Origin of the sequence: Paenibacillus mucilaginosus 3016 (assembly GCF_000250655.1) — a bacterium.
Taxonomy (GTDB): Bacteria; Bacillota; Bacilli; order Paenibacillales; family NBRC-103111; genus Paenibacillus_G; species Paenibacillus_G mucilaginosus.
In genome coordinates, this window is record NC_016935.1 from 7858113 (window position 1) to 7878266 (window position 20154).

At 58.1% G+C, this 20154-nt stretch carries 21 protein-coding genes and 1 pseudogene; 6 read left to right on the forward strand and 16 right to left on the reverse strand.

The window, feature by feature from the left end; genetic code table 11:
• Positions 1–197: 197 nt before the first annotated feature.
• From PM3016_RS32645 to PM3016_RS39200, 3 genes and pseudogenes are all read left to right on the forward strand, one after another.
• Positions 198–665, forward strand: a complete 468-nt coding sequence (locus tag PM3016_RS32645) for a DinB family protein (RefSeq protein WP_013920730.1) — start codon at positions 198–200, stop codon at positions 663–665.
• A gap of 98 nt (positions 666–763) precedes the next feature.
• Positions 764–826 (forward strand): annotated as a pseudogene (locus tag PM3016_RS40995) (SEC-C metal-binding domain-containing protein); the annotation flags it as partial.
• A gap of 168 nt (positions 827–994) precedes the next feature.
• On the forward strand, positions 995–1354 hold the full coding sequence (locus tag PM3016_RS39200; RefSeq protein ID WP_013920731.1) for a hypothetical protein: 360 nt from the start codon (positions 995–997) through the stop codon (positions 1352–1354).
• A 265-nt stretch (positions 1355–1619) separates the two neighbouring features.
• Here the strand turns inward: PM3016_RS39200 and PM3016_RS32655 are convergent, their stop codons facing one another.
• From PM3016_RS32655 to PM3016_RS32690, 9 genes are all read right to left on the reverse strand, one after another.
• Complete coding sequence (locus tag PM3016_RS32655; RefSeq protein ID WP_041617571.1) at positions 1620–2096, reverse strand: hypothetical protein; 477 nt, start codon at positions 2094–2096, stop codon at positions 1620–1622.
• A gap of 180 nt (positions 2097–2276) precedes the next feature.
• Positions 2277–2414: a hypothetical protein gene (locus PM3016_RS38995; protein ID WP_187297983.1), complete on the reverse strand. Its 138-nt coding sequence runs from the start codon at positions 2412–2414 to the stop codon at positions 2277–2279.
• A 64-nt stretch (positions 2415–2478) separates the two neighbouring features.
• On the reverse strand, positions 2479–3738 hold the full coding sequence (locus PM3016_RS32660; RefSeq protein WP_013920735.1) for a hypothetical protein: 1260 nt from the start codon (positions 3736–3738) through the stop codon (positions 2479–2481).
• Between the two features lie 223 nt (positions 3739–3961).
• Positions 3962–4846, reverse strand: coding sequence for a DUF2935 domain-containing protein (locus tag PM3016_RS32665; RefSeq protein WP_013920736.1), 885 nt, complete (start codon positions 4844–4846; stop codon positions 3962–3964).
• A 166-nt stretch (positions 4847–5012) separates the two neighbouring features.
• A complete protein-coding gene (locus PM3016_RS32670) occupies positions 5013–6191 on the reverse strand; it encodes a response regulator (protein ID WP_014372330.1) in 1179 nt (392 codons plus the stop codon).
• Positions 6192–6207: 16 nt separating this feature from the next.
• Positions 6208–8103: a cache domain-containing sensor histidine kinase gene (locus PM3016_RS32675; RefSeq protein ID WP_014372331.1), complete on the reverse strand. Its 1896-nt coding sequence runs from the start codon at positions 8101–8103 to the stop codon at positions 6208–6210.
• Between the two features lie 159 nt (positions 8104–8262).
• Entirely contained in the window at positions 8263–9150 is an 888-nt protein-coding gene (locus PM3016_RS32680; protein ID WP_014372332.1) for a carbohydrate ABC transporter permease, read from the reverse strand.
• A gap of 75 nt (positions 9151–9225) precedes the next feature.
• Positions 9226–10116 (reverse strand): carbohydrate ABC transporter permease, encoded by an 891-nt coding sequence (locus tag PM3016_RS32685; protein ID WP_014372333.1) that lies wholly within the window; start codon positions 10114–10116, stop codon positions 9226–9228.
• Positions 10117–10234: 118 nt separating this feature from the next.
• Positions 10235–11569, reverse strand: coding sequence for an extracellular solute-binding protein (locus PM3016_RS32690; protein ID WP_014372334.1), 1335 nt, complete (start codon positions 11567–11569; stop codon positions 10235–10237).
• A gap of 1026 nt (positions 11570–12595) precedes the next feature.
• On the opposite strand from PM3016_RS32690, the gene PM3016_RS32695 reads away from it, so the two are divergent.
• On the forward strand, positions 12596–13174 hold the full coding sequence (locus PM3016_RS32695) for a hypothetical protein (RefSeq protein WP_238540378.1): 579 nt from the start codon (positions 12596–12598) through the stop codon (positions 13172–13174).
• 68 nt (positions 13175–13242) lie between these two features.
• A complete protein-coding gene (locus PM3016_RS32700; protein ID WP_014372337.1) occupies positions 13243–14121 on the forward strand; it encodes an aldo/keto reductase in 879 nt (292 codons plus the stop codon).
• Positions 14122–14312: 191 nt separating this feature from the next.
• Here the strand turns inward: PM3016_RS32700 and PM3016_RS32705 are convergent, their stop codons facing one another.
• The 7 genes from PM3016_RS32705 to PM3016_RS32730 form a co-directional block, all read right to left on the reverse strand.
• On the reverse strand, positions 14313–15134 hold the full coding sequence (locus PM3016_RS32705) for a peptidoglycan-binding protein (protein ID WP_014372338.1): 822 nt from the start codon (positions 15132–15134) through the stop codon (positions 14313–14315).
• 342 nt (positions 15135–15476) lie between these two features.
• Complete coding sequence (locus tag PM3016_RS40560; protein ID WP_238540379.1) at positions 15477–16097, reverse strand: hypothetical protein; 621 nt, start codon at positions 16095–16097, stop codon at positions 15477–15479.
• A complete protein-coding gene (locus PM3016_RS40565) occupies positions 16010–16483 on the reverse strand; it encodes a hypothetical protein (RefSeq protein WP_238540380.1) in 474 nt (157 codons plus the stop codon). Before PM3016_RS40565 ends, PM3016_RS40560 begins: the two co-directional genes overlap by 88 nt.
• Positions 16474–17172, reverse strand: a complete 699-nt coding sequence (locus PM3016_RS40570) for an SWIM zinc finger family protein (protein WP_238540381.1) — start codon at positions 17170–17172, stop codon at positions 16474–16476. The genes PM3016_RS40565 and PM3016_RS40570 overlap by 10 nt, the downstream gene beginning before the upstream one ends.
• 10 nt (positions 17173–17182) lie before the next feature.
• Positions 17183–17680: a UPF0158 family protein gene (locus tag PM3016_RS32720; protein ID WP_014372340.1), complete on the reverse strand. Its 498-nt coding sequence runs from the start codon at positions 17678–17680 to the stop codon at positions 17183–17185.
• Between the two features lie 183 nt (positions 17681–17863).
• Positions 17864–18526, reverse strand: coding sequence for an amino acid ABC transporter permease (locus PM3016_RS32725; RefSeq protein ID WP_014372341.1), 663 nt, complete (start codon positions 18524–18526; stop codon positions 17864–17866).
• A gap of 126 nt (positions 18527–18652) precedes the next feature.
• Positions 18653–19492, reverse strand: a complete 840-nt coding sequence (locus PM3016_RS32730) for a basic amino acid ABC transporter substrate-binding protein (protein WP_014372342.1) — start codon at positions 19490–19492, stop codon at positions 18653–18655.
• Positions 19493–19778: 286 nt separating this feature from the next.
• Between PM3016_RS32730 and PM3016_RS32735 the strand changes: the two genes are divergently transcribed.
• The gene (locus PM3016_RS32735; RefSeq protein ID WP_014372343.1) at positions 19779–20075 is read left to right on the forward strand and encodes a hypothetical protein; all 297 of its coding nucleotides are present in this window, start codon (positions 19779–19781) and stop codon (positions 20073–20075) included.
• Positions 20076–20154: the final 79 nt, after the last annotated feature.

Consider the following 20154-nt stretch of genomic DNA (forward strand, 5'->3'; position numbering starts at 1 on the left):
TCCCGAGCCCCTCCGTAGGATCGGCGGCCTCTGTGGACGATTCGAAGAAAGCGTTCTTATCCTTAGCATATCACCACCGGGGAACTTTGTCTATTAAATAAACAAAGTATTTATTTTTATGGTGAACGGGTTGAATGAAGGGCCTCGCTCCGGTACGATGAAAGAGAAGTTATTCCAGAATGTGGGAGGCAGTACATATGAGAGAGACCTTTTTGTTTGACCTGGTGGAGCGTGTCCGCACCCAGTTCCTGAAAGCCGCCGAGTCGTGTCCCGCCGATCAGCGCCGCGAGGTGCCTCAGGGCTTCAACAACCATCTGCACTGGCAGCTCGGCCACATCGTGACCGTAGGAGAAGGCATCCTGTTCCGCCTCTCCGGCGAACCTTCCGCGCTGCCGGAGTCGTACGGCGCCTTATTCAGCAACGGCACCCGCCCATCGGAATGGACGCAGGAACCTCCGTCCTGGGAGACGCTGGTCGCCCAGCTGAACGAGCAGACGGCGCGTATGCGTACCGTACTCGCCGGCCGGATGGATGCGCCCGCCCTCGAGAATTTCCTGTCGATGCAGACCGTTGACGAGCTCCTGACCGCTGTCATTATGCACGAGAGCCACCATGCCGGCACGGCCAAAGCGATGCTCCGGGTCCTTCCGATAGAGAGCAAATAAACCGTCCAAATATTGGTGTAGCCTGGGGGCCCCGAAATTGGTATAATAGTACGCATTGATTATGTTACATATTTCGGGAGGGGTTACCCATCAAGAAAATCGGTAGAAACGAACCTTGTCCCTGCGGTAGTGGATCCAAGTACAAGAAGTGCTGTCTGCCCAAGCACCAGGACGGCAGCGTATCACCGCAGGAACGCTTACAGGCAGAGGCCCTGAAAGAAGCCCTGTCGGCCGCTCTGGTAAAAGCGGTTGCCGCTCCGGCACAGGCTGCTGCGACGCAGGCCGCTCCAGCTCAGGCTGCTCCGGCACAGGCTGCCGAAGTACAAGCCGTGCCCGCCGCTGCTGCGGAGGAAGCCTGTTCCGCCGGCGAAGCGCTGCAGTGGAACGATCCGCTGTACGAGCAGGTGGCACATGAGCTGACCGAAGGCATGACCGGGCGCTACGGCGACGAAGAGATCCGCAGTGCCGTTGCGCTGTGGAACGATTTTACGATCCGTACGACTCCGGCCGTCCGCAAAACCGGCGTCTTCGCTGCGGCCGTCGAATTCTGCATCGCGCAGAAGCTTGGCTCCGCGCAGGTCACCAAAGCGGCACTGGCCGAAAGATATAGCGTATCCACCAGCACGATCACGTCCCGCGTGAACCAGCTGACGGAATTCATGGACACCCAACTCGCGGTAAGCGTGTAAGTGCCGATGACTTTAAGACGAGGAGCTTTGGCTTCTCGTCTTTTTATTTTGGGCAGGCGGGCGGAGGCTGAATTGCAGCTGATGGCCGGGTGTTTTATCAGCCGCAATATTTAACCAATGGATAAATTTGAGGCGACCGGCGCTGCTTCTCCATGGCTGTACCTCAGCAGGAGAATTCGCGACCGCATTTGCAATATAGCGGAACTGTAGTTCGCTATTCGGCCTGTTGAGGCGGTTATTTTGCAAATAGCGGAACTCAGGTTCTTTATTGGTCCGAATCCCCTGCCGGAAACGACGTATTGGGGTGAATAAGGCATCTCAGTTCCTCTATTCCCATATTGGTCAGCTGATTCCGCTGAATAGCGAATCTGAGTTCCTCTATTTGGATAATGCGATTATGCTGCATGCCCAGCGCCCGATCCGCAGCTTCCTTGCTGCTCCTGGGCAAGCCTGCATGAAGCAGTGCAGCCCTGAACAAAGGGGCTATCCCCGGAGCCGCCATAACCAGTAATCCGGGCACCTGATCTCCTCCTCGGATGAAATCCATCAAAGGTTCGCTTCCTGCTCCCACCACTAAAAGGCTATTTTCCCTGCCCTCATGCGCCAGCTTTTTCCGACTGAGAACCGTCCCTAAACTCCGCTCCCCGGGCCAACCACCAGCATTCATCCCTGCAGTCGGCACCGTATAGCTGCCACGGTACATGCTGCATGCCCAGCGCCCGATCCGCAGCGTGCCGGTCATCCACTGCTCCTGCGGGCCTTGCGGTACTGACACCTCCCGACGCAGGCAGCTCACCTACCTCCTCCCTACCTTGTGGCAGACGAGACCGTATAGCTGCCGCGGAGCGGATGCCGATCAATCCGCACGTGCCCGGCTGCTCCTGCGGGCCGAGCGGCACTGTAACCCACGCCGCAGCTCTACCTACCTGCCCGCAGGCGGCACCGTATAGCTGCCACGGTACAGCGGACGCTGGCCGATCCGCAGCGTGCCGGTCATCCGCTGCTCCTGCAGGCCCAGCGGTACCGACACCTCCGCCTGCGACTGCTGCCGCCCGTTCACCGCTTCGCCTCTCTCGGCATGCTGATGCCTGCGTCGCGTCCGCTACGTCCGCACGCTACGGCCCCTACCTGCCCGCAGGCGGCACCGTATAGCTGCCACGGTACAGTGGGCGCTGGCCGATCCGCAGCGTGCCGGTCAAGCGCTGCTCCTGCGGGCCCAGCGGTACCGACACCTCCGCCAGCGACTGCTGCCGCCCGTTCACGGCTTCGCCTGCCGGGACGCCGATGCCCTGCGTCGCGGTGCTCGCGTACGCTTCCAGCGACAGCACGACCGGCGGCAGCTCGGAGCGCCGCGGAGCGTAGTCCGCCACGGCCGCGCGAACCGGCAGGGAAGCGCCTTGGGCTCCCGCGGGCAGGCCGTAGTCCCGCACCGCATAATCCGCCCACAGCAGCTCCAAGCGGCGTCCCTCTTCGCTCCACCAGCAGGCGAGGCCGAACAGCTGCACGAGATCGTGCAGACCGGCATGCGGGCGGTCTTCGAGCATCTGCGCCGGCTGGGTCATGGCGTACGTCCCCGTCGGCATGCCGTCCCAGTAGATCCGCGCAGACACAAGATCCGGTGTCAGCTCGAACCGGTGCAGCCCTTTCGCGGCGCTCCAGCCAGCCGCCGAACGGGTCACCGTGTAGCCCAGCCGCTCGGCCAGCAGACCCGCATCGAGCATCGGCACGCCCTCCTGCGACAAGTAACCCGCCGACTCCTCAGCCGCATACAACCCTAGGCCGCGGACATCAACGGTGAACCGTTCTTCGGCCGCCGCGGTAACAGAGAACGCCGTTCCGTCCGCTACCGGACGGGGGATTTTGCCGGCCCCCGCTCCACCTTGGGCCTCGAAACGGATGACCCGCTCCCCCGCATCCCAGGTCACGTCCCCGAAGGGCTGCAGATCATTCATGAGCACGGCCGTACGCCCGTTAATGTTGTACGAAGGGATCGTGGAGCCGCCATAGTCCGTCGAATACAGCGCCCGGATATCCGTGTGAAGCACCTGGCCGACGACCGCTCCTGCCGGCTGTCCTTTCCCCTGAGCCGCCGGCAGCGGATGCAGTTTTTTATCAAGCGTCTCGTAGATCGTCAGCGTCCGGGACTGCGGGGACCACGCCACCTCAAACCCGTAGCGCCGCAGATCCTCCGCCGCCACCGCCGTATAGCCCCCGATATTCATCGAAGGGATAGGCTGTCCGTTCACCAAGGCGCGGATATCCGTCGACAGCACCATCCCGACCACATCGCCCACTTGAGGCTCAGCCTTCAACATCGGTGTAGGACTGCCTGTCCACAAGAGCGGCAGAAGCGCTGCCGAGACGATCCATTGCTTTTGGGCCACACCATTCATCTCCCTGTCTATCTCAACTATATGTCTGTCTCCCGTCCATCGGAACAGCCCTGGTTACCAACAAGTATTCCCTGCCCTAACCTGGTTAAATCTTCTACCAGACCAAGCATCAACGGCTTCGCCGACCTTGAAGGATGGATCGCGCAGGTCCAGGCACACAAAAAGACCCGCCCACAGGCGGATCTTCGTATTCCCGCTTCGCAGCAGGTTCGGTTCAATGATGGTGGTCCTGCAATCCGGGAACTCCCTGGATTCCTTGCCCCTCCTGCTCTTCGTCTTCCCGCGGCTCCTTTGAAGCCCCTTGCACGAGAGAGAGATGCCCCTCGAACGCGTCGATAATCTCCAGGAACCGCTCCGCCTCCCGGAACGTGTGGTCCGCCAGCAGCGGGTGAATGATGCTCTTGATCCGGCAGGCCTCGATAAGGTCCCGGGCGGTTCTCTTGAAATCGCGCAGCGACTGCACCGACACCCGGTTCTGATCGAGGAATTGGTCCAGGAGAGGAACCGTATGCGACTGCGGCCGCATGGATTCAAGATCTCTGGCCTGGAACAGGAGCTGGTCAAAATCATAACTGAACCCCCGTGCCTGGTCCACCAGCTGCCGCTCGGAGGGATCCAGCAGATGACTGATAAACTTGGCATGGTCCGCCATGATCCGGAGGAAAAACACATTCTCGTTGATAATCGCATCCGGCAGAGGATCCAGCCGCCCTTCATTGAGCTCCGCCAACCGGTTGCGGAAATAGTTCGCCTCCCGGCTCGTATGATCCACCAGCAGCGGAAAATTGTTCCCTCCCGGAAGCTGGCAGTGCAGGATCAGACCCAGCACCTTGCGCTTAAAAGCCCAGATGTGGGAGGCTGCACTCTGCACCTGCACATTGAACGCCCGGATAGTCTGGGGATCGACGTTCACAGGGTAGGCATGAGCCTGCTGCTCAATCTGTTCGAACACGCCGTAGAAGTAATTCGCCTCCTGGATCAGCTGCGTATCTTCGCAGCGAAAGCCCAGCTTGAGGAACAGGGAATGCTCTTTCATAATCCGGGACCAAAAACGGATCTCATCAAGCGAACGCGCCACAAAAGCATCGGGCACCGGCACACTCAAAACCTCCCGCCTATCGAATGGTTACTACCACGATATGCGGGAGGTTCTCGGATCATACGAAGTTTAGGAACGCTTTACCGCTCCCCACTCTTATTACCTGTTACTGGGATCGTCGCAATCCCCGGCCTTCCCCACGGCTCCCCGCTCTTCCGCCCGCGCCCTACCGCACCGACTCCGCCCCGCCGCCCTGGCGGTACTCCGTCGGCGTAACGCCGAAGCGCTTGCGGAACACCTGCGTGAAATGCCGCATGTCCTGGTAGCCGATGCGCTCGGCGATGTCGGCGAGCTTCAGCGTCGGATTCTGCAGCAGCTGCTTGGCCTGCTCGAGGCGCAGGTGGATCACATACTCCTTGAACCCCTGGCCCGTCTTCTGCTTGAAGAGCTGGGAGAAGTATACCGGGTTCAGGAACACCACCGACGCGACCTTCTCGAGCGATAAGTCGTCCTGGTAGTGGGTCTTGATGTACTGCAGCGCCACCTCGATCGCCTTGTCCCCGCCGCGGGTGTCGTGGTCGTAGACCTGTGTGGCCGAGGCCTGCCGCATCCGCTGCACCTCCGCCGGGATCGCCTCGAAGTCGGACAGCAGACCCGTATGCATCACCTGGAACGGTACCCGCAGGTACGTCTTCAGGTGCGACTTCAGGTCGGCGATCAGCGAATCGATCCGCCCCCCTTCGGCGAGCGTCACCAGGCCGATCAGGCTCTGGCTGTCGTAGGAGGCGACGAACCCGTGCCCGCTGCCCTCGATGAGCTCGGTGAGGACATTTTCGATAATGTAGTGCTCGAGGTTGACCTTGCGGTCGCTGTCCATCTTCACCATCACAAGATGAAACTGCGGATGGCTGTCGATCACCGACAGCATGTCGATCCGCCCGATATCGAGCCCCGAGGCCCAGCGCTGGAAAACCGCTTCGCGCAGGTACTTCAGCGAGCTCTTGAACAGCTCCGCCTCCTCCGACACCTGCGTCTCCTGCTCGAGCTCATCGCTGATCTTGCCGATGAGCTCTGCGAGCTGGTCTTTGCCCACGGGCTTCAGCAGATAATCCCGCGCGCCGAGCCGCACCGCCTCCTGGGCATAAGCAAACTCCGAGTGCGCGGAGATCACGACCCACTTCACGTTCGGATGGAGGCCCCGCGATACGTTCATGAGCTCGAGCCCGGTCATGCCGGGCATGAGAATATCCGTCAGCACAAGCTGAATCGGCTGAGACCGCAGCACGCCCGCCGCCTCCTCCGGCGAAGGAGCCAGGTGTACCGTATGGTCCGGGAAGCGGCTCTGGATCGTCCGCTTGATCCCGTCGCGGATGATCGGTTCGTCGTCTACGACAAGTATGTTCATCACGTTGTCCTCCTCTCTAGCTGACCCCTCGGATGGCCTGCGCCTGTGCTTGCGCCTGGGCCGGCGTTTGAACCTGCACCTGAGGCATCACCACCGTTACGACGGTGCCTTCGCCCGGACTGCTGCTCACCCGCACGCCATACGCCTCGCCGAACATGAGCACGAGCCGCCGGTGCACGTTCTGCAGCCCGATGCCCCTGCGTCCCTTCGGTGCCATGGCCCTGGCTGCCGACACAGGGGCATCCGCCGCCGCATCCACCTCGGCCAGCTCCTTGGCCGCACTTAGCGTCTCGCCCGTCAGCGTCTCCTGCAGCCGCTGCAGCGTGTCGCGGTCCATCCCCGGTCCGTTGTCCTGGACCACAATATGCAGGCTGCCGTCCGACGCTTCCGTGTACACGCGCAGCACGCCCTCACAGTTCAGCGGCTCCAGCCCGTGCTTCACCGCATTCTCGATGATGGGCTGCAACGTCATTTTGGGCAGACGGTAATCGAGCCACCGGTCCTCCATGTCCACGTACACCGTCAGACGGCCTTCCAGCCGGCTCTTGATAATCGTCAGGTAGTGCCGCATCTGGTCGCGCTCCTCGCGCAGCGTCACCTCCGACGAGCCCTCCCAGTGGGAGCTGTAGCGGAACATATGCGAGAGGGACAGCACGACGCGGCCGAGCCGGTCATTCTCCTTCTCATCGAGCATCCAGTAGATCATATCGAGCGTGTTGTACAGGAAGTGCGGGTTGACCTGGCTCTGCAGCGCCTGCAGCTGCGCGTTCTTCTCGGAGATCGACGAGAGCTTCACCCGCTCGATGAGATCGTCCATCCGGTGCACCATCTGGTTGAAGGACGATACCAGGATATTGATCTCCTCATACGATTTGACGTGGAGCAGCCCGCGGAAGTTGCCCATCTCGACCTGCTTCATCTCCTGGATCAAGCGCTTCAGCGGCGAGGAAATGGTACGCGACACGAACGTCGCCAGCGCGGTCGCCACCACGATCAGGATCGAGAGCATGATGAGGATAAAATTCCGCGTCTCATCCAGCTCCACGTTCATGTCGCTGTCCGGGGTAAGGCTGAGCACCGTCCAGTCGGCCATCTCCGGCCGCCCCGCCACCGCGAGCCGCCCGTCCTTCGGGTCGACGACCACATCCCCCTCATAGGCGGGTCTCGGGATATCCTCCGGCACCAGCGCGGGTCCCCTGCTCTCCACACCTGTCGGAATCGTCGACGCCATCACCCGGCCGTCCGGCGAGACGATGTACGCTTCCGAGTTCGGGCTGAGCTTCAGGTTCGAGAGCGCCGCGAGCGCCTGGTCCGCATCCGTTTCGATCAGAACGACGCCGATCGGCTTATGCTGGGACAGATCGTAGAGCTGCCGGCCGAAGGCGAACACCGGCCGCTTCTCGAGCTGGTCGATCACCGAATTCGGAGATACCCCGAACCAGCGGATCTCCCCGGTCGACTCCTGCAGCTCCTTGTACCAGGCCGAATCCGCATAGTCCGGGTCGATGACGCTCATCGAATTGCCGTAGCTGTAGATCGGGCCCGAGTACGAGATAACATGGATGCCGATCATGTCCTCCCGGGAGTAATAGATCGCCCCCAGCGTGTTCGTGATCGTCCGCTCGGTGATGAAGCGCAGCGCAGGGTCCTTCGGTCCCGGCTCAGCCACCAGCCGCTGCAGGTCGAAGTTCCCCGAGATCGACTTCGACAGGCTGTCGTAGCCCTGCAGCAGCAGATCGAACAGGCCGACGGTCTGCGACACGTTCTTGCGTGCAATCTCGCTAACCTTGTCCTGCACCTGGTCGGTCGTCCGCTGGTAGAATAGAGCGCTTACGATCAGCAGCAGCGACAGCATGCTCAGCAGAAAAAGCACGAACAACCGGTTATGAATACTGTGGATGCCCCGCGCCATGCCCCCACCCTCTTTTCTCCGAATTCTGGGCTGTATACCGCCAATCATACCACAAGGACGGCCCCGTGGCACCGGAGAATCGCTGCCATCACAAGCCTTGGCAGTACGAATTCCGGTGACGGTTCCGTCCCTATGAACATGAAGCCGATATGCAGCTGCTTACCCCTTCACCGCTCCCGCGACCATCCCTTTGGTGATCTTCTCGGAGAGCAGGAAGTAGATCACGATGACCGGCAGCGCACCGAGCACGAGGAACGCGCCGATGGCCCCGTAGTTAACCGAGTACTGGCTGACGAAGCTGTTCACGCCGAACGGCAGGGTCTTCAGCCGCTCCGCCGAGATGAACGTCGAAGCCAGGATGTACTCATTCCAGATGTTGATGAACGTCAGGATGCAGACGGTCATGATCGGCGGCACCGACACCGGCAGGATGATGCTCCAGAAGGTGCGGTACACATTCGCTCCGTCCATCACCGCCGACTCTTCGAGCTCATGCGGGATCGTCTTCAGGAACCCGCACAGGATGAACACCGCCAGCGGCGTCGAGAATGCGACATACGGCAGGATCAGGGCGAGGTGCGTGTTCAGGATGCCCATGTTCTTGAAAATAATCATCAGCGGCAGCAGCGTCGACTGCAGCGGAATCATCATCCCGAGCAGGAAGATCAGCATGATGAGCTGGCCGTATTTCCACTGGAAGCGGGTAATCGCATAAGCGGCCATCGCGGCCAGCACGATCACGCTCGCCATCGTCACGGAGGTGACGAAGAAGCTGTTGAACAGGTAGCGCCAGTAATTGCCCGCCTCCAGCGCATCCGTATAGTTGCTCCACTGCGCGACCTGCGGGAGGGAGAAAAAGCTGCCCGAAAGAATCTCCTCGTTGGTCTTCAGCGAGTAAGTGAACAGCCAGAGCAGCGGGTACAGCTGGGTGACGACCAAGGTCGAGAGGAAGAGCAGCACGCCGCTTTTGACAATCCCGAAGCTGCTGCGGCGCGCGCGGACCTCCGGCCTCGGTTTTTCCATGATGGCATTCATCCCTGCACTCATATCCGAATTCTCCTTTCTACTAGGAGGCTTCATCATAAGCGGAAGCCCCTCTCTATCGGTTCTTGCCTGCGGCGGTTACGTGTATCTTGCCTCCAGCTTCTTGAAGAGGAAGTTGATGATGACCGTGGCGATGAGACACAGGACCACGAGGAACGAAGCCAGCGCACTGCCGTAGCCGTATTTCATGGACAGGAACGACATGTTGTACATGAGTGTTGCAATCACGTCCGTGGCGTGAGCCGGGCCGCCGCCCGTCATGACCATGATCATGTCGAAGGCCTGCAGGGAACCGATGAACGCGAGGACGATGGAGATTTTGAAGATCGGCACCACCATCGGCAGTGTGATGTACCGGTCGGCGGTGAAGCCTTCCGCGCCGTCGATCTTGGCCGCTTCATACACTTCCGAAGGGATGTTCTGAATGCCTGTGAACTGGATCAGCACGTGGTACCCCAGATACTGCCAGAGGGCCACGATATACAAGGCATACATCGCTACGCTCGGATCGGTCAGCCATGCCTTCGTCCAGGACTCCAGACCGACCGCCATCAGGACCTGATTCAGCATCCCGCCCAGCGATGCAGGGTTGTAGATCGTTTTCCACAGCTGACCTACGATAACAACCGAGAGGATGACGGGGAGAAAATAGCTCGATACGAGGAAGTTGGGCTTGCGGATGTAGCGGTTCAGCAGAATGGCGACGAAGAGGGCCACCGGAATTTCCACCATGGAGAAGACCGCGAACATCAGGGTGCGCTTGACAGCCGGCCAGAATACCGGATCCGCCGTGAACATCTGCACATAGTTGTCGAACCCGATGAACTTCGAAGCCCCGATCCCGTTCCAATCCAGCAGGGAGCTGTAGAACGACACCAGAATCGGCACGAAGACGAGACCGACGTAGATCAGCAGGCAGGGCAGTATGAATACAGCGATCGTACGGCCGGGTACCTTTAATACATTCATGAGGATCGCCTCCTTGTTGGGTTGTTGGGTCGGCCGCTCCGACAGGTCATACACGGCCCGATGCTTATGGAAAAAGGGACTGGCATCCGTCAGTCCCTCTCCTTACAAGAACAGAACTTTACTTATTGTTGGCTTCGAACGCCGTCTGGTGTTCCTTGGCCACGTCCTTCGGTTCCTTCTTCTGTACGAACAGGTTCTGGATCGACGTCAGGTGCGCCTGGGACGTGCCCGGGTTCATCGAGTTGTCGAATGCGAGGTCGCCGCCCTTGACGCTCTTGAACAGGTTCGTGATCTCAACGGCCATATCGGAGTAGCCGGCTGCCTTGAAGTCGCCTTCTACGGTCTGGGCAACGCCTACGGCGCCTTTGTTCGCAAACGCTTCTTTCGGATAGTTAATCATCAGGTAGTTCAGGAAGTCTTTCGTTTCCTTGAGGTGCTTGGAGTTCGCGGATACCGCGAAGCCGCTGCCCGGCGCCAGCATGTACTCGTCCGGATTGCCCTTGCCGCCGACCGTCGGGAATTTGAACACGCCGACCTTGCCGTTAACCGAGGACGTCTCGATGCCGCCCGTCGCCCAGGAGCCCATGTAGTACATGGCCGCTTTGCCCGTCTTGAACAGGTTCTCGCCCGCGTTGTAGTCGAAGGACGTTACGCCTTCCTGGAATGCGCCGGCCTGGATCAGGTCCTGCATTTTGGATACCGCTTCAACGAACGCCGGATCTTCGAACGTCTTCTTCTTCGCCGCTACGTCCTTCAGGAAGCCCGGCCCGTTATTCGTGCGCAGAAGGATGTTCATGAAGAGGAACGAGCCCGTCCACGTATCCTTCTCCCCGATGACCATCGGCTGGATGCCCTTGGACTTCAGCGTCTTGACGGTCTCGACCATCTCTTCGAACGTCGTAGGAATCTTCACGCCGCCCTTCTCGAACAGCTCCTTGTTGTAGTACACGACGCCGATGTTATTGCCGTCCGGTACCGCATACGTGTTGCCGTTAAAGCTGTAGTAGTCGAGGATCCCCTGCTGGAACGTGCCCTTCAGGCCGTTCTGGTCGAGCATGTCATTGAGCGGTGCGAGGAGGCCCGCTTCGACGAAAGGCTTCATCTGCTCGGCCGGGTTCACGACCGTGATGTCCGGCACTTCCTTGGAAGCAGCCTGCGTCTTCAGCTTCATCTTCTGCTGGTCCGTGTTCAGGGAGTCGAGCTCGATCTTGACGTTCGGGTTCTTCGCTTCGTAGTCGGCTACGACTTTCTTCATCAATTTATTTTTCGGATCGGTTGCATCCGGCCAAATATTCTGGAACGTAATCGTGATTTTATCTTTTTTCGCATCCTTGCCCGCATCGCCGCCGGCCGCTCCGGTGCTGCCGGTGCTTTCCCCGCCGGTGCCGCATGCAGTCAGCGAGATAGCCATCGTTCCTGCGAGTACTGCCTTCAAGGTTTTACGTTTGTTCACTTGAGTTCCCCCTCGTCTTTTATAAAGGTATTATCTCGTAAGCGCACGCTTTCAACAATGCGGGAACTTAAGGAGTCAGGTTTGCTTTTTTTAGGTGAAAATCTTCAGGTGAGGTGGAGAAAATCAAGATTGGGGCGCGCGGGAGAAGGTGAAGCGCTTAGTCTTGAGGGGGATTGAGGGGGAGTGCTGATCCGATGCTGAGACATCGTCATAGGGCGCAGCCCGGCGTGAGCATGGGCGATGAGAAGATAAGCTGATGTGATGGCAATTTCCGCATACTTCGGCTTTATCTGATAGTAAACATCAGATATTTCGACTCAGAGCTCCTACAGCTTCCTTATGCGATGAAAAACATCGCATAAGCTCATGTCACCGACCGTTTTGCGCAAAAGGCGCTTTTATGTGATGTTAAACATCACCTAACTCGGATTACAGCGACTCCAGCTTCCTTATGCGATGGAAAACATCGTATGCGCTAATGTCACCGGCTGTTTTTCCACTAACGGCGCTTTATGTGATGTTAAACATCACATAACTCGGATTACAGCGACTCCAGCTTCCTTATGTGATGAAAAACATCGCATAAGCTCATGTCACCGACCACTTTTCCGCAAACGGCGTTTTATCCGATGTTAAACATCACATAACTCGGATTACAGCGACTCCAGCTTCCTTATGCGATGAAAAACATCGCATAAGCTCATGTCACCGACCGTTTTGCGCAAAAGGCGCTTTTATGTGATGTTAAACATCGCATATCCCCACTCACAGCCCCACGGCCTACCTTATGCGATGCAAAACATCACATAGGCGACGCCACCACATCTTTCATCACGCCCGCCTCTCCCCCGCCCCTCCGGTGCCGTGCCCCCATGAAAATTCTATTAACTCGTAAGGACATCCATCATTAACCTCCTATATAATTTAGAGAGATTGAATGGCTACTAGATGAGAGGAACATCCCCATGAGCGAATTTACCTATGGCACAGTGGTGCGCAGCGAGCACATCGATAAGATTCGAAAGCATGCCCCGAAGGGTTCGTCGGCCGATCCTGCCGTTGAACGACCAGTGGGTTGGAGTATTTACCAAACAGGACGGAGAGATGGACGGGCCCGAGGAGTTTCTAAGCGCCCTGTCTTCGGAATGCCCTGCACTATATTTCTACAATCTGGGCGACCACCACTGGGGTTATGAGATCTGGAGCGAGGAAGATGTGTTTTCTTACGCTCATGTCCCATACGAGATGGAAGCGGAATTGATGCTTAAGATCTTTCGCGAACGGTATCCGGACAAACGTCTATCCTTCTTGATGACCCAAGAAGGCGAGGCTGTTCAAAAACAGATCGAGGACGAACTTGCCGAGGGTGACAATTATGCTGCTGCCGTGCGGAAGCATTTTGAGACCGTGTACCCGGAAGACTTCAAGCTGTTCGGCTTCGATGACAAGACCATAGAAGCGCTGCGCGGGCTGCTGACGGCCGAATCGTTCCTGCAGGGGGGCGCCGATGTCGACATCTTCAAGTCCCTGACCGGACTGGAACAATTCAGCTGGATGCGGTACGAGCGCATGGAGCGGTACGAAGAGCAGGTCGAATACATCTAAATCGTTTACAACTGATTGTTTATCTTCCGAACAAACTGCGGTAAGCTTAGGGAAAGGAGGAGATGCACATGTTAACACGCAAAGTAGGACGGCTCGGCCACGAAAGCTCCGTCGTCATGTTCGGGGCGGCCAGCTTGGGCAATGTTACCCAGGAGGAAGCGGACGCTTCCATCGCGCATGCGCTGGAGAACGGCGTCAACCACTTCGACACCGCCGCGAGCTACGGGGATGCCGAGCTGCGGATGGGCCCGTGGATGCCGAAGATCCGCAAACAGATCTTCCTCGCGACGAAGACCGGCGAACGCACCAAAGACAAGGCCAAGGCCGAGATTCACCGCTCACTGGAGCGGCTGCAGACGGACTACCTGGACCTCATTCAGCTTCACGCCGTCGGCGACCTCAGCGAGCTCGATGCTTGTACGCGCTCCGGCGGTGCGCTCGAAGCGCTGCTTGAAGCCCGTGACGAAGGCCTGGTCGGCGCCATCGGCATCACAGGCCACGGCCACGGCGCGCCGGCGACGCATTTGGAAGCGCTTCGCCGCTTCCCGTTCGACACCGTGCTGCTGCCGCTGAACTACTACCTGTACTCGCTGCCCGAGTACAGGGAAGGCTTCGACCGGCTGCTTGAGGAAGCCGGCCGGCAGAACACCGCCGTGCGCGTCATCAAGGCGGTCGCCAAGGGCCCTTGGGCCCCGGACCAGCAGCGTGACTTCGCCACGTGGTACGAGCCGTTCCACCAGCAGGAGGTCCTCGACGCGTGCGTGCACTTCGTGCTCTCGTTCCCTTCGGTGGTCGGCTTCGCGACAGCCGGCGATGTGCACCTCTTCCCGAAGATCGTGGATGCGGCGCAGCGCTTCGGCAGCATGACGGACGAGGAGGCCCGGCGCATCCTCTCCGGGATCAGCGGGTATGCTTCGCCGTTCGACGCCCCGACGTCGATCGCTTAGCGACCGGCTTACAGCAGCAGTTGAAGGGATGCTCCCTGCCGTATGGCGGGGGCGTCCCTTTTTGATATGGGCCGTCCGTTCTCAGCGTGATCCTTCCTCTTGCCCGATACCCATACAAAAAGCAAAGAAGCCGCACCGCGTCTCGAAGAAACGCGGGCAGCTCTTTTTTCACTCTACAGCGGTTAAGCCGATTAATTCACGGTGCTCAGATGGAAGTGATCCGCATGATCGGAACGCACCACAATCTTGGAGCTCGTCAGGCCATGCTTTGTATAGAACAGCACCTGCGATACATTCGGGTTCGCTACCGCGATCTCCAGGACTTTTTTCTCCTGGGCGGCCGTCATCCCGTAGTTGCGGATATCCACCGACTTCCCGTCCTGGTGGCTGCTGTGCTCCGGCGTGTCGGCGCCGTCGATCAGGCTGGCGTCGTTGATCTCGAGCTTTTTGGCGTAGGTGCCGTAGAAGCTTGCCGCGATCTGGTCCAGCGTCGTCTTCGTCGAAGGCGTTACGAAGCTGTGATCGAGCTTGTAGGTACCGTCGTTCGAGAGGCCTGTCGCCGTATCGTTATAATTGATGTAATGGGTCGTATTCTTGATGCGCACATACCCTCTCGGCGAAGAACCGATAGCCCCGTGCATTGCATTACGGCTTGCCGCCCCATAGATGCCGTCCGCCGTCAGGCCCTTGTTGCGCTGGAACACGATCAGGTTGTCCTTCGTCGCCTGGTCGAAAGTTCCGCTCGTGCTCGTAATCGGCGCTACGCCGGTGAAGAGGCTCTCGTTGCTGCCGTAAGCGCGCCAGGCCCGCAGGTTGTTCTTCAGCACCGCGATCTGGGAATGCGTCTGTCCAAGGGAATAAGAAGACTGGTAGCTCACGCCGTAGAAACTGTTCGAAGACGCCGTCCCTACAGCAGCCACATTGGCGTGCCCCGCTGCGGCGAAGGCACCGGACACCATCGATACAGACATTGCAGCCGTCAATGCAAGCGCTGTCACAAATTTCTTGTTCATTCTCCTCATCTACCTCCGATACTGGAATGGTTGGTGCGGCGAGTGGTGTAAGCATGCTGGTCGATTGGTTGGTCCTCTGCGGACACGTGCCTCACGGGAATCTGTCAAACCGCGATTCTATCAGGCACAATTCGAATTCTATCATATAGAATATTATGGATAAATATCTAATATTGTCACATACTGTAAAGTTATAATTAAAATAATAGAGTTCAATGAAGTGAGCTTCTCCTGTTGGCAGGATCGGTTTCCCATGCTTGGTTAAAGTCAATCTCCGGTGCGCCATTGTCCACGTCAAAAAAGCCCTCCTCTGTAGGAGAGCCTCTTGACCCCTGCCGTATCTTAACTCCACTTGACGCTCCTCAGCTCATCCTGCAGCGCACTCCTTCGCGGATAGAGTGCTTGCAGCGTCCCTACGCAATGTCTGGCCGCATCTACTCCCCCCGCCTTAGCCAGCATGCTGATCATCCGGCACACATTCCGGTAGTTGCTGCGGTTGCTGGCAGCCTTCGCCGTCTGCATAATATAATCCTTGAACAGCTTGTACACTTCATCCGGATACTCAGAGACCAGCTGTGGATAGAATTGCTCTATTAAGGACGGCTCGCGCGATACATAATCCAGCAGCCTGGCCGTTTCTTGTTCCTCGATCAGAATTCGGGGATACGGATCGAAATAATAGGAGCGTCCGGAATGTTCGAGCCGCGGGAGCAGCTCCAGGTACACCCCTTTCCACTCCTCCGGTGTATAAGTCGACTTCAGCTTCAAGTAATAGTCATAGTCACCGTCCAGCAGCAGCTCCTCCGCCAGCTTCCGCTGCTCCTCCAGCTGTCCCGAAGCACGGTAAGCCTCGTGCCGAAGCTTCTTCCAGTGCTTCACGGTTCCCGGATGACGGCGCTCCGTATCCAGCTGCTCCCCGTCCAGCGCCAGCCGGATCGCCTCCTCATAATTTCTCTGGTCCATCGCCTGCTTGATAGCAATTTTCGGAAGCCGGTATGCTCCAGCCTCCCCTGCACGAAGGTCTCCGCCTGAGCCTCTCCCTGCAGCCTGATCATGATCTCCAGCCTCATCAGGTCGATGTGCTCGTTCCAATAGTTCCGGCTCCATTCGGTAGTTCCTTCGTTCTCCCCCAGCTCTTCCAGCAGCGCTTCAAAAGCCTCCTGCCGATCCGGCCCATCCACCAGCTTGGCACACACATCCAGAAGCTCAATGCGCCAATCCGACCAGCCGTCGTACTGCTCCTTGGCTGCTTCCTCGAGCAAGAGGTCAAACAGCGAATCTCGTTCAACGCTTCCCTCCGGATCCTCGTCAAGCACGGCCTCCGCGATCACTCCCAGACTCATGTCCATGAGGGGCTGATGTGTCCACCGGAATCGTCGCATTCCTGAATGAACTCAATCATCTCCTCCATGATGCACAGTGCCAGCCGGACGGCCTGCATCGCAGCCCCCTTTTGAAGCTCCCGCTGCGCCTTCTCCAACACCATCTCCGCACCACGTACCGCTGTCGATACCCGGGCATACGTTACGAATCCGTCGCGCTGTCTCTGATTATCGATATGCGTCTGAATTAACCGCCTGCTCTGTTCCACCGCACTGTCAATATCGTCCCGGCCCAGATGCAGCCGGATCCGCTCCTCCACGCCTTCATCCCTGGCCAGCACCATCAGGAGATCGACCAGTTCTTCCTGCCTACAGCCCGAGAGCAGTGTTTTCAAATCTGCCTGCTTCCCGGACCCTGCCTGCTTCTTGAATCCCTCTCCCTGCGCGCCCAGCATGTCCCGAAGCTCATACAGCACGGCCACCTGATGCTTGCACACCGGCCCCAGATCGTACGGGCAGGTGCAGTCCCAATCGACCACCGTCCCCCCGTCGTTTAACTCGATCTCCACCTCGTACTCCTCGCTGCCCTCCACCTCGGCAGTATAGCGGTTCGTTTCCGTTTCGCGCAGCGACATGACACAATCGTCTTCATAGTACTCCCGCCCCCGGCTTACAATCTTCCCGTCGACGGAGTGTTCAAAGTCGGCAAGCTTCATGCGTTGTCCCCTACCTCCGTTTTTGGGCCACAACGGTCACCTCGAAGCCCTCGGATTCCAGCCATTCGATGACCGCTTCCCGGTTCTTCTCCTCCTCGTAGGCGTACCACTGCTGCTGCACTTCCGGATAGTCCACCAGCTTGTCCTTGAACCGCCGGAACACCCCTTTACGACCTTCCAGAGCACGAAGCAGCGCTTCTCTCACCGGTCCTGCTCCAATACTATAGGCAAAATCCTCCATTCGCTCGTACCCATCACGTGAGCTGCGTTCAGGAATCTGCAGGTATCTCTCCTCGGGGTGGAGTTCTTCATCTTCCTCATCTACTTCACGAGCATCGTCTTCTGCGAATTCCCCTTCCTCCTCTTCCTCCCATTCATAATCATCCGGACCCTTCGTATCGATCTCTCCCGTTACGACATCGTAATAGAACCTTTCACCGAGCTGGTCCGTCTCCATCAACATGCTGATCTGTTCGATTTGCTGCAGAGTAAGCTCAAGCTTTCTCATTCGGGCACTGCTCCTTATGCCAATAATTATTCCTATGCTTCCATCTTAGCACGGAGCGGACTTCGTTGAATAACCCATCACTGGTGCTCTACGCCAACCGACGCAGCCCCACTGTTTATCCCCCCTCCCTCGAAGAAAAAAAGACAGCCCGCTCCCCCAGCGAACTGTCCTTCTCCTGCTTTCCTACTTCACCCGAGCTCCCATCCGAGCCTCCACCCGAGCCAAAATCTTGCTCAGCGTATACGTCAGGATCAGATAGATGAACGCTGCCGCGAGATACGGCTCCCATACCCGGTAATACTGGCCGCGCATCGCGTTGCTCCAGTACATGAGCTCCGGCGCCGCGATGATCGCCACGAGCGACGAGTCCTTGATGAGCACCACGAACTCGTTGCCGAACGCCGGCAGCATGCGCCTCACCGCCTGCGGCAGAATGATGTGCCGCATCGTCTGCGCCTTCGTCATCCCCGACGAGTACGCCGCCTCGAACTGACCCCGGTCGATGGACTGGATGCCCGCCCGGTAGATCTCAGCCGTATAGGCCGCACAGTTCAGGGACAGCGCCGCGATCGCCGCCACGATCGGGTTCGTCTTCCCGATCACCAGCGGCACCGCGCCGAAGTGCACGATGAGAATCTGCACATACAGCGGCGTCCCGCGGAAGAAGTGAATATACGCCTTGGCCGGCACACGCAGCAGCCACTGCCCCGACATGCGGCCGAAGCCGATCACGAGCCCGAACAGCGAGCCGATCAGGATCGAGAGCAGAGACAGCCCGATCGTCAGGAGGACTCCTTTGCCCAACAGCGGCGCATAGCCCAAGATGATATCGTATCGAAAATCCATCGCAAGGTGCCTCCCCGGTCGTCACAATCGCAAGTAAGTATGGTTTCTGTGTACCCATCCGTACGTCCTGCCCTAAGAAGAAAAAAGCATGCACAGCGGCCAAGCTGCACATGCTCCCCCACGGCCTTACTTCGCTGCGGCCTCCAGCAGCTTCTTCACGTTCGGCTCCTCGCCGAACCACTTCTTGTACACCTCGGCGAACTTGCCGTTCTCGAGCACCTTCTTCACCGCCGGGTCCAGCTTCGCCTTCAGCTCGCTGCCCTTCGGATACAGAATGCCGTAGTATTCGGCCTGGAAGTTCTTATCGTCGCGGACGCTCTGAAACTTCTTGCCCGGGTTGTTCTTGATATACTCCCGGACGATCGCAATATCGGCCACCACGGCCTCTACGCCGCCGGATTCCAGCTCCATCAGCGCCAGCGCGTTGCTCTCGAACCGCTTCAGATCCGTGCTTTCCTTGCCTAAGATCCCGCTCATGATCGTATCCGCCGTCGTTGCGCCCTGCACCGCCACCTTCTTGCCCTTGAGGTCGTCCGCACTCTTGACCGTGCTGCCTTCCTTCACGAGAATCATGTTCGTCGACTCAAAGTAAGGGATCGAGTAATCGTACGTCTGCTTCCGTTCATCCGTGATCGAGACCGAGGAGATGCCCGCCTGGTACTCCTTGCCCTGCTTCACGCTCTCCAGCATCGTATCCCAGCCCACATTCACGACCTCATATTTCAAGCCCGCTTCCTTCATGACCTCCGCCAGGAAATCGATATCGAAGCCGGTAATCTTGTCCTTATCCATATACTCCATCGGCGCGTAGCTGGCATCCGTCGCGATCTTGTACGTCACTTCCCCGCCGGCCGTCCCTGATCCGGTGCTGGTCCCGCTTCCCGTCGTGGCACTTTCGGTTCCACAAGCTGCAGTGAACAGGAAGGTAGTTAACGTCATTAATGTTAACACGCTTTTCAATCTCATCCGGCCAACTCCTCGCAAAATAGAATAAATTTATCATGATTCTACCAACAAATCCCGAGAGTCGCAACGTTATTTTTAACTAGTGTTATTTTATGTGACATATTATTTATGTTGGTAACGCTTTATCAGGAAAGGCTGGAGATGAGTGATGGAAGCTTTATGGAGACATTGTTTTCCTTTTATTGGATATGTTTTAATAGATAGAGAGGGACAGACTACCAGCGGATTTGTTCAAAAGACATCATCCCCCCAAAGCATCGACCAAGGATATGGAGGAGATGTACCTGTGGAATTAGCCCTAAGCGCAGCACTGCTTATTGCCCTCTACGCAACCTATGCCGTTGGATTGTTTCTTCTACTGAGGTGGATCGCCCGCAAGCTGTCGCTCCGCCGCTCCACCCAGCTGATCTGGGCAGCCACAGCGGCAGCGGGACTGCTGGGGTATGTGATATACAGCGGGTACCGGCTGCGCGGTTTTCAAGTGGAGCTGCTGCATGTCCTCTTGGTGGCAGCACTCGTGAATTTGTTCGTGCACGCCTTCAGAGCACGCCAAAGCGAAAAGGCCGCCGATGAGCATCGGTAGCCTAAGGTTGGGGAGGCAGCGGCCTCCCTTTATTTTATTTATAGCATACTTCCATTAGATAGGCCCGGACGATACCTCT

Coding starts and splice junctions, on each gene's coding strand:
- PM3016_RS32685 (WP_014372333.1), bottom strand. CDS start 10,116: ATGAATGTATTAAAGGTACCCGGCCGTACGATCGCTGTATTCATACTG.
- PM3016_RS32730 (WP_014372342.1), bottom strand. CDS start 19,492: ATGAGATTGAAAAGCGTGTTAACATTAATGACGTTAACTACCTTCCTG.
- PM3016_RS32670 (WP_014372330.1), bottom strand. CDS start 6,191: ATGAACATACTTGTCGTAGACGACGAACCGATCATCCGCGACGGGATC.
- PM3016_RS40560 (WP_238540379.1), bottom strand. CDS start 16,097: ATGGACCAGAGAAATTATGAGGAGGCGATCCGGCTGGCGCTGGACGGG.
- PM3016_RS40570 (WP_238540381.1), bottom strand. CDS start 17,172: ATGAAGCTTGCCGACTTTGAACACTCCGTCGACGGGAAGATTGTAAGC.
- PM3016_RS32700 (WP_014372337.1), top strand. CDS start 13,243: ATGTTAACACGCAAAGTAGGACGGCTCGGCCACGAAAGCTCCGTCGTC.
- PM3016_RS32680 (WP_014372332.1), bottom strand. CDS start 9,150: ATGAGTGCAGGGATGAATGCCATCATGGAAAAACCGAGGCCGGAGGTC.
- PM3016_RS40565 (WP_238540380.1), bottom strand. CDS start 16,483: ATGGACATGAGTCTGGGAGTGATCGCGGAGGCCGTGCTTGACGAGGAT.
- PM3016_RS32655 (WP_041617571.1), bottom strand. CDS start 2,096: ATGACCGGCACGCTGCGGATCGGGCGCTGGGCATGCAGCATGTACCGT.
- PM3016_RS32725 (WP_014372341.1), bottom strand. CDS start 18,526: ATGGATTTTCGATACGATATCATCTTGGGCTATGCGCCGCTGTTGGGC.
- PM3016_RS32695 (WP_238540378.1), top strand. CDS start 12,596: ATGCCCCGAAGGGTTCGTCGGCCGATCCTGCCGTTGAACGACCAGTGG.
- PM3016_RS32705 (WP_014372338.1), bottom strand. CDS start 15,134: ATGAACAAGAAATTTGTGACAGCGCTTGCATTGACGGCTGCAATGTCT.
- PM3016_RS32675 (WP_014372331.1), bottom strand. CDS start 8,103: ATGGCGCGGGGCATCCACAGTATTCATAACCGGTTGTTCGTGCTTTTT.
- PM3016_RS32645 (WP_013920730.1), top strand. CDS start 198: ATGAGAGAGACCTTTTTGTTTGACCTGGTGGAGCGTGTCCGCACCCAG.
- PM3016_RS32720 (WP_014372340.1), bottom strand. CDS start 17,680: ATGAGAAAGCTTGAGCTTACTCTGCAGCAAATCGAACAGATCAGCATG.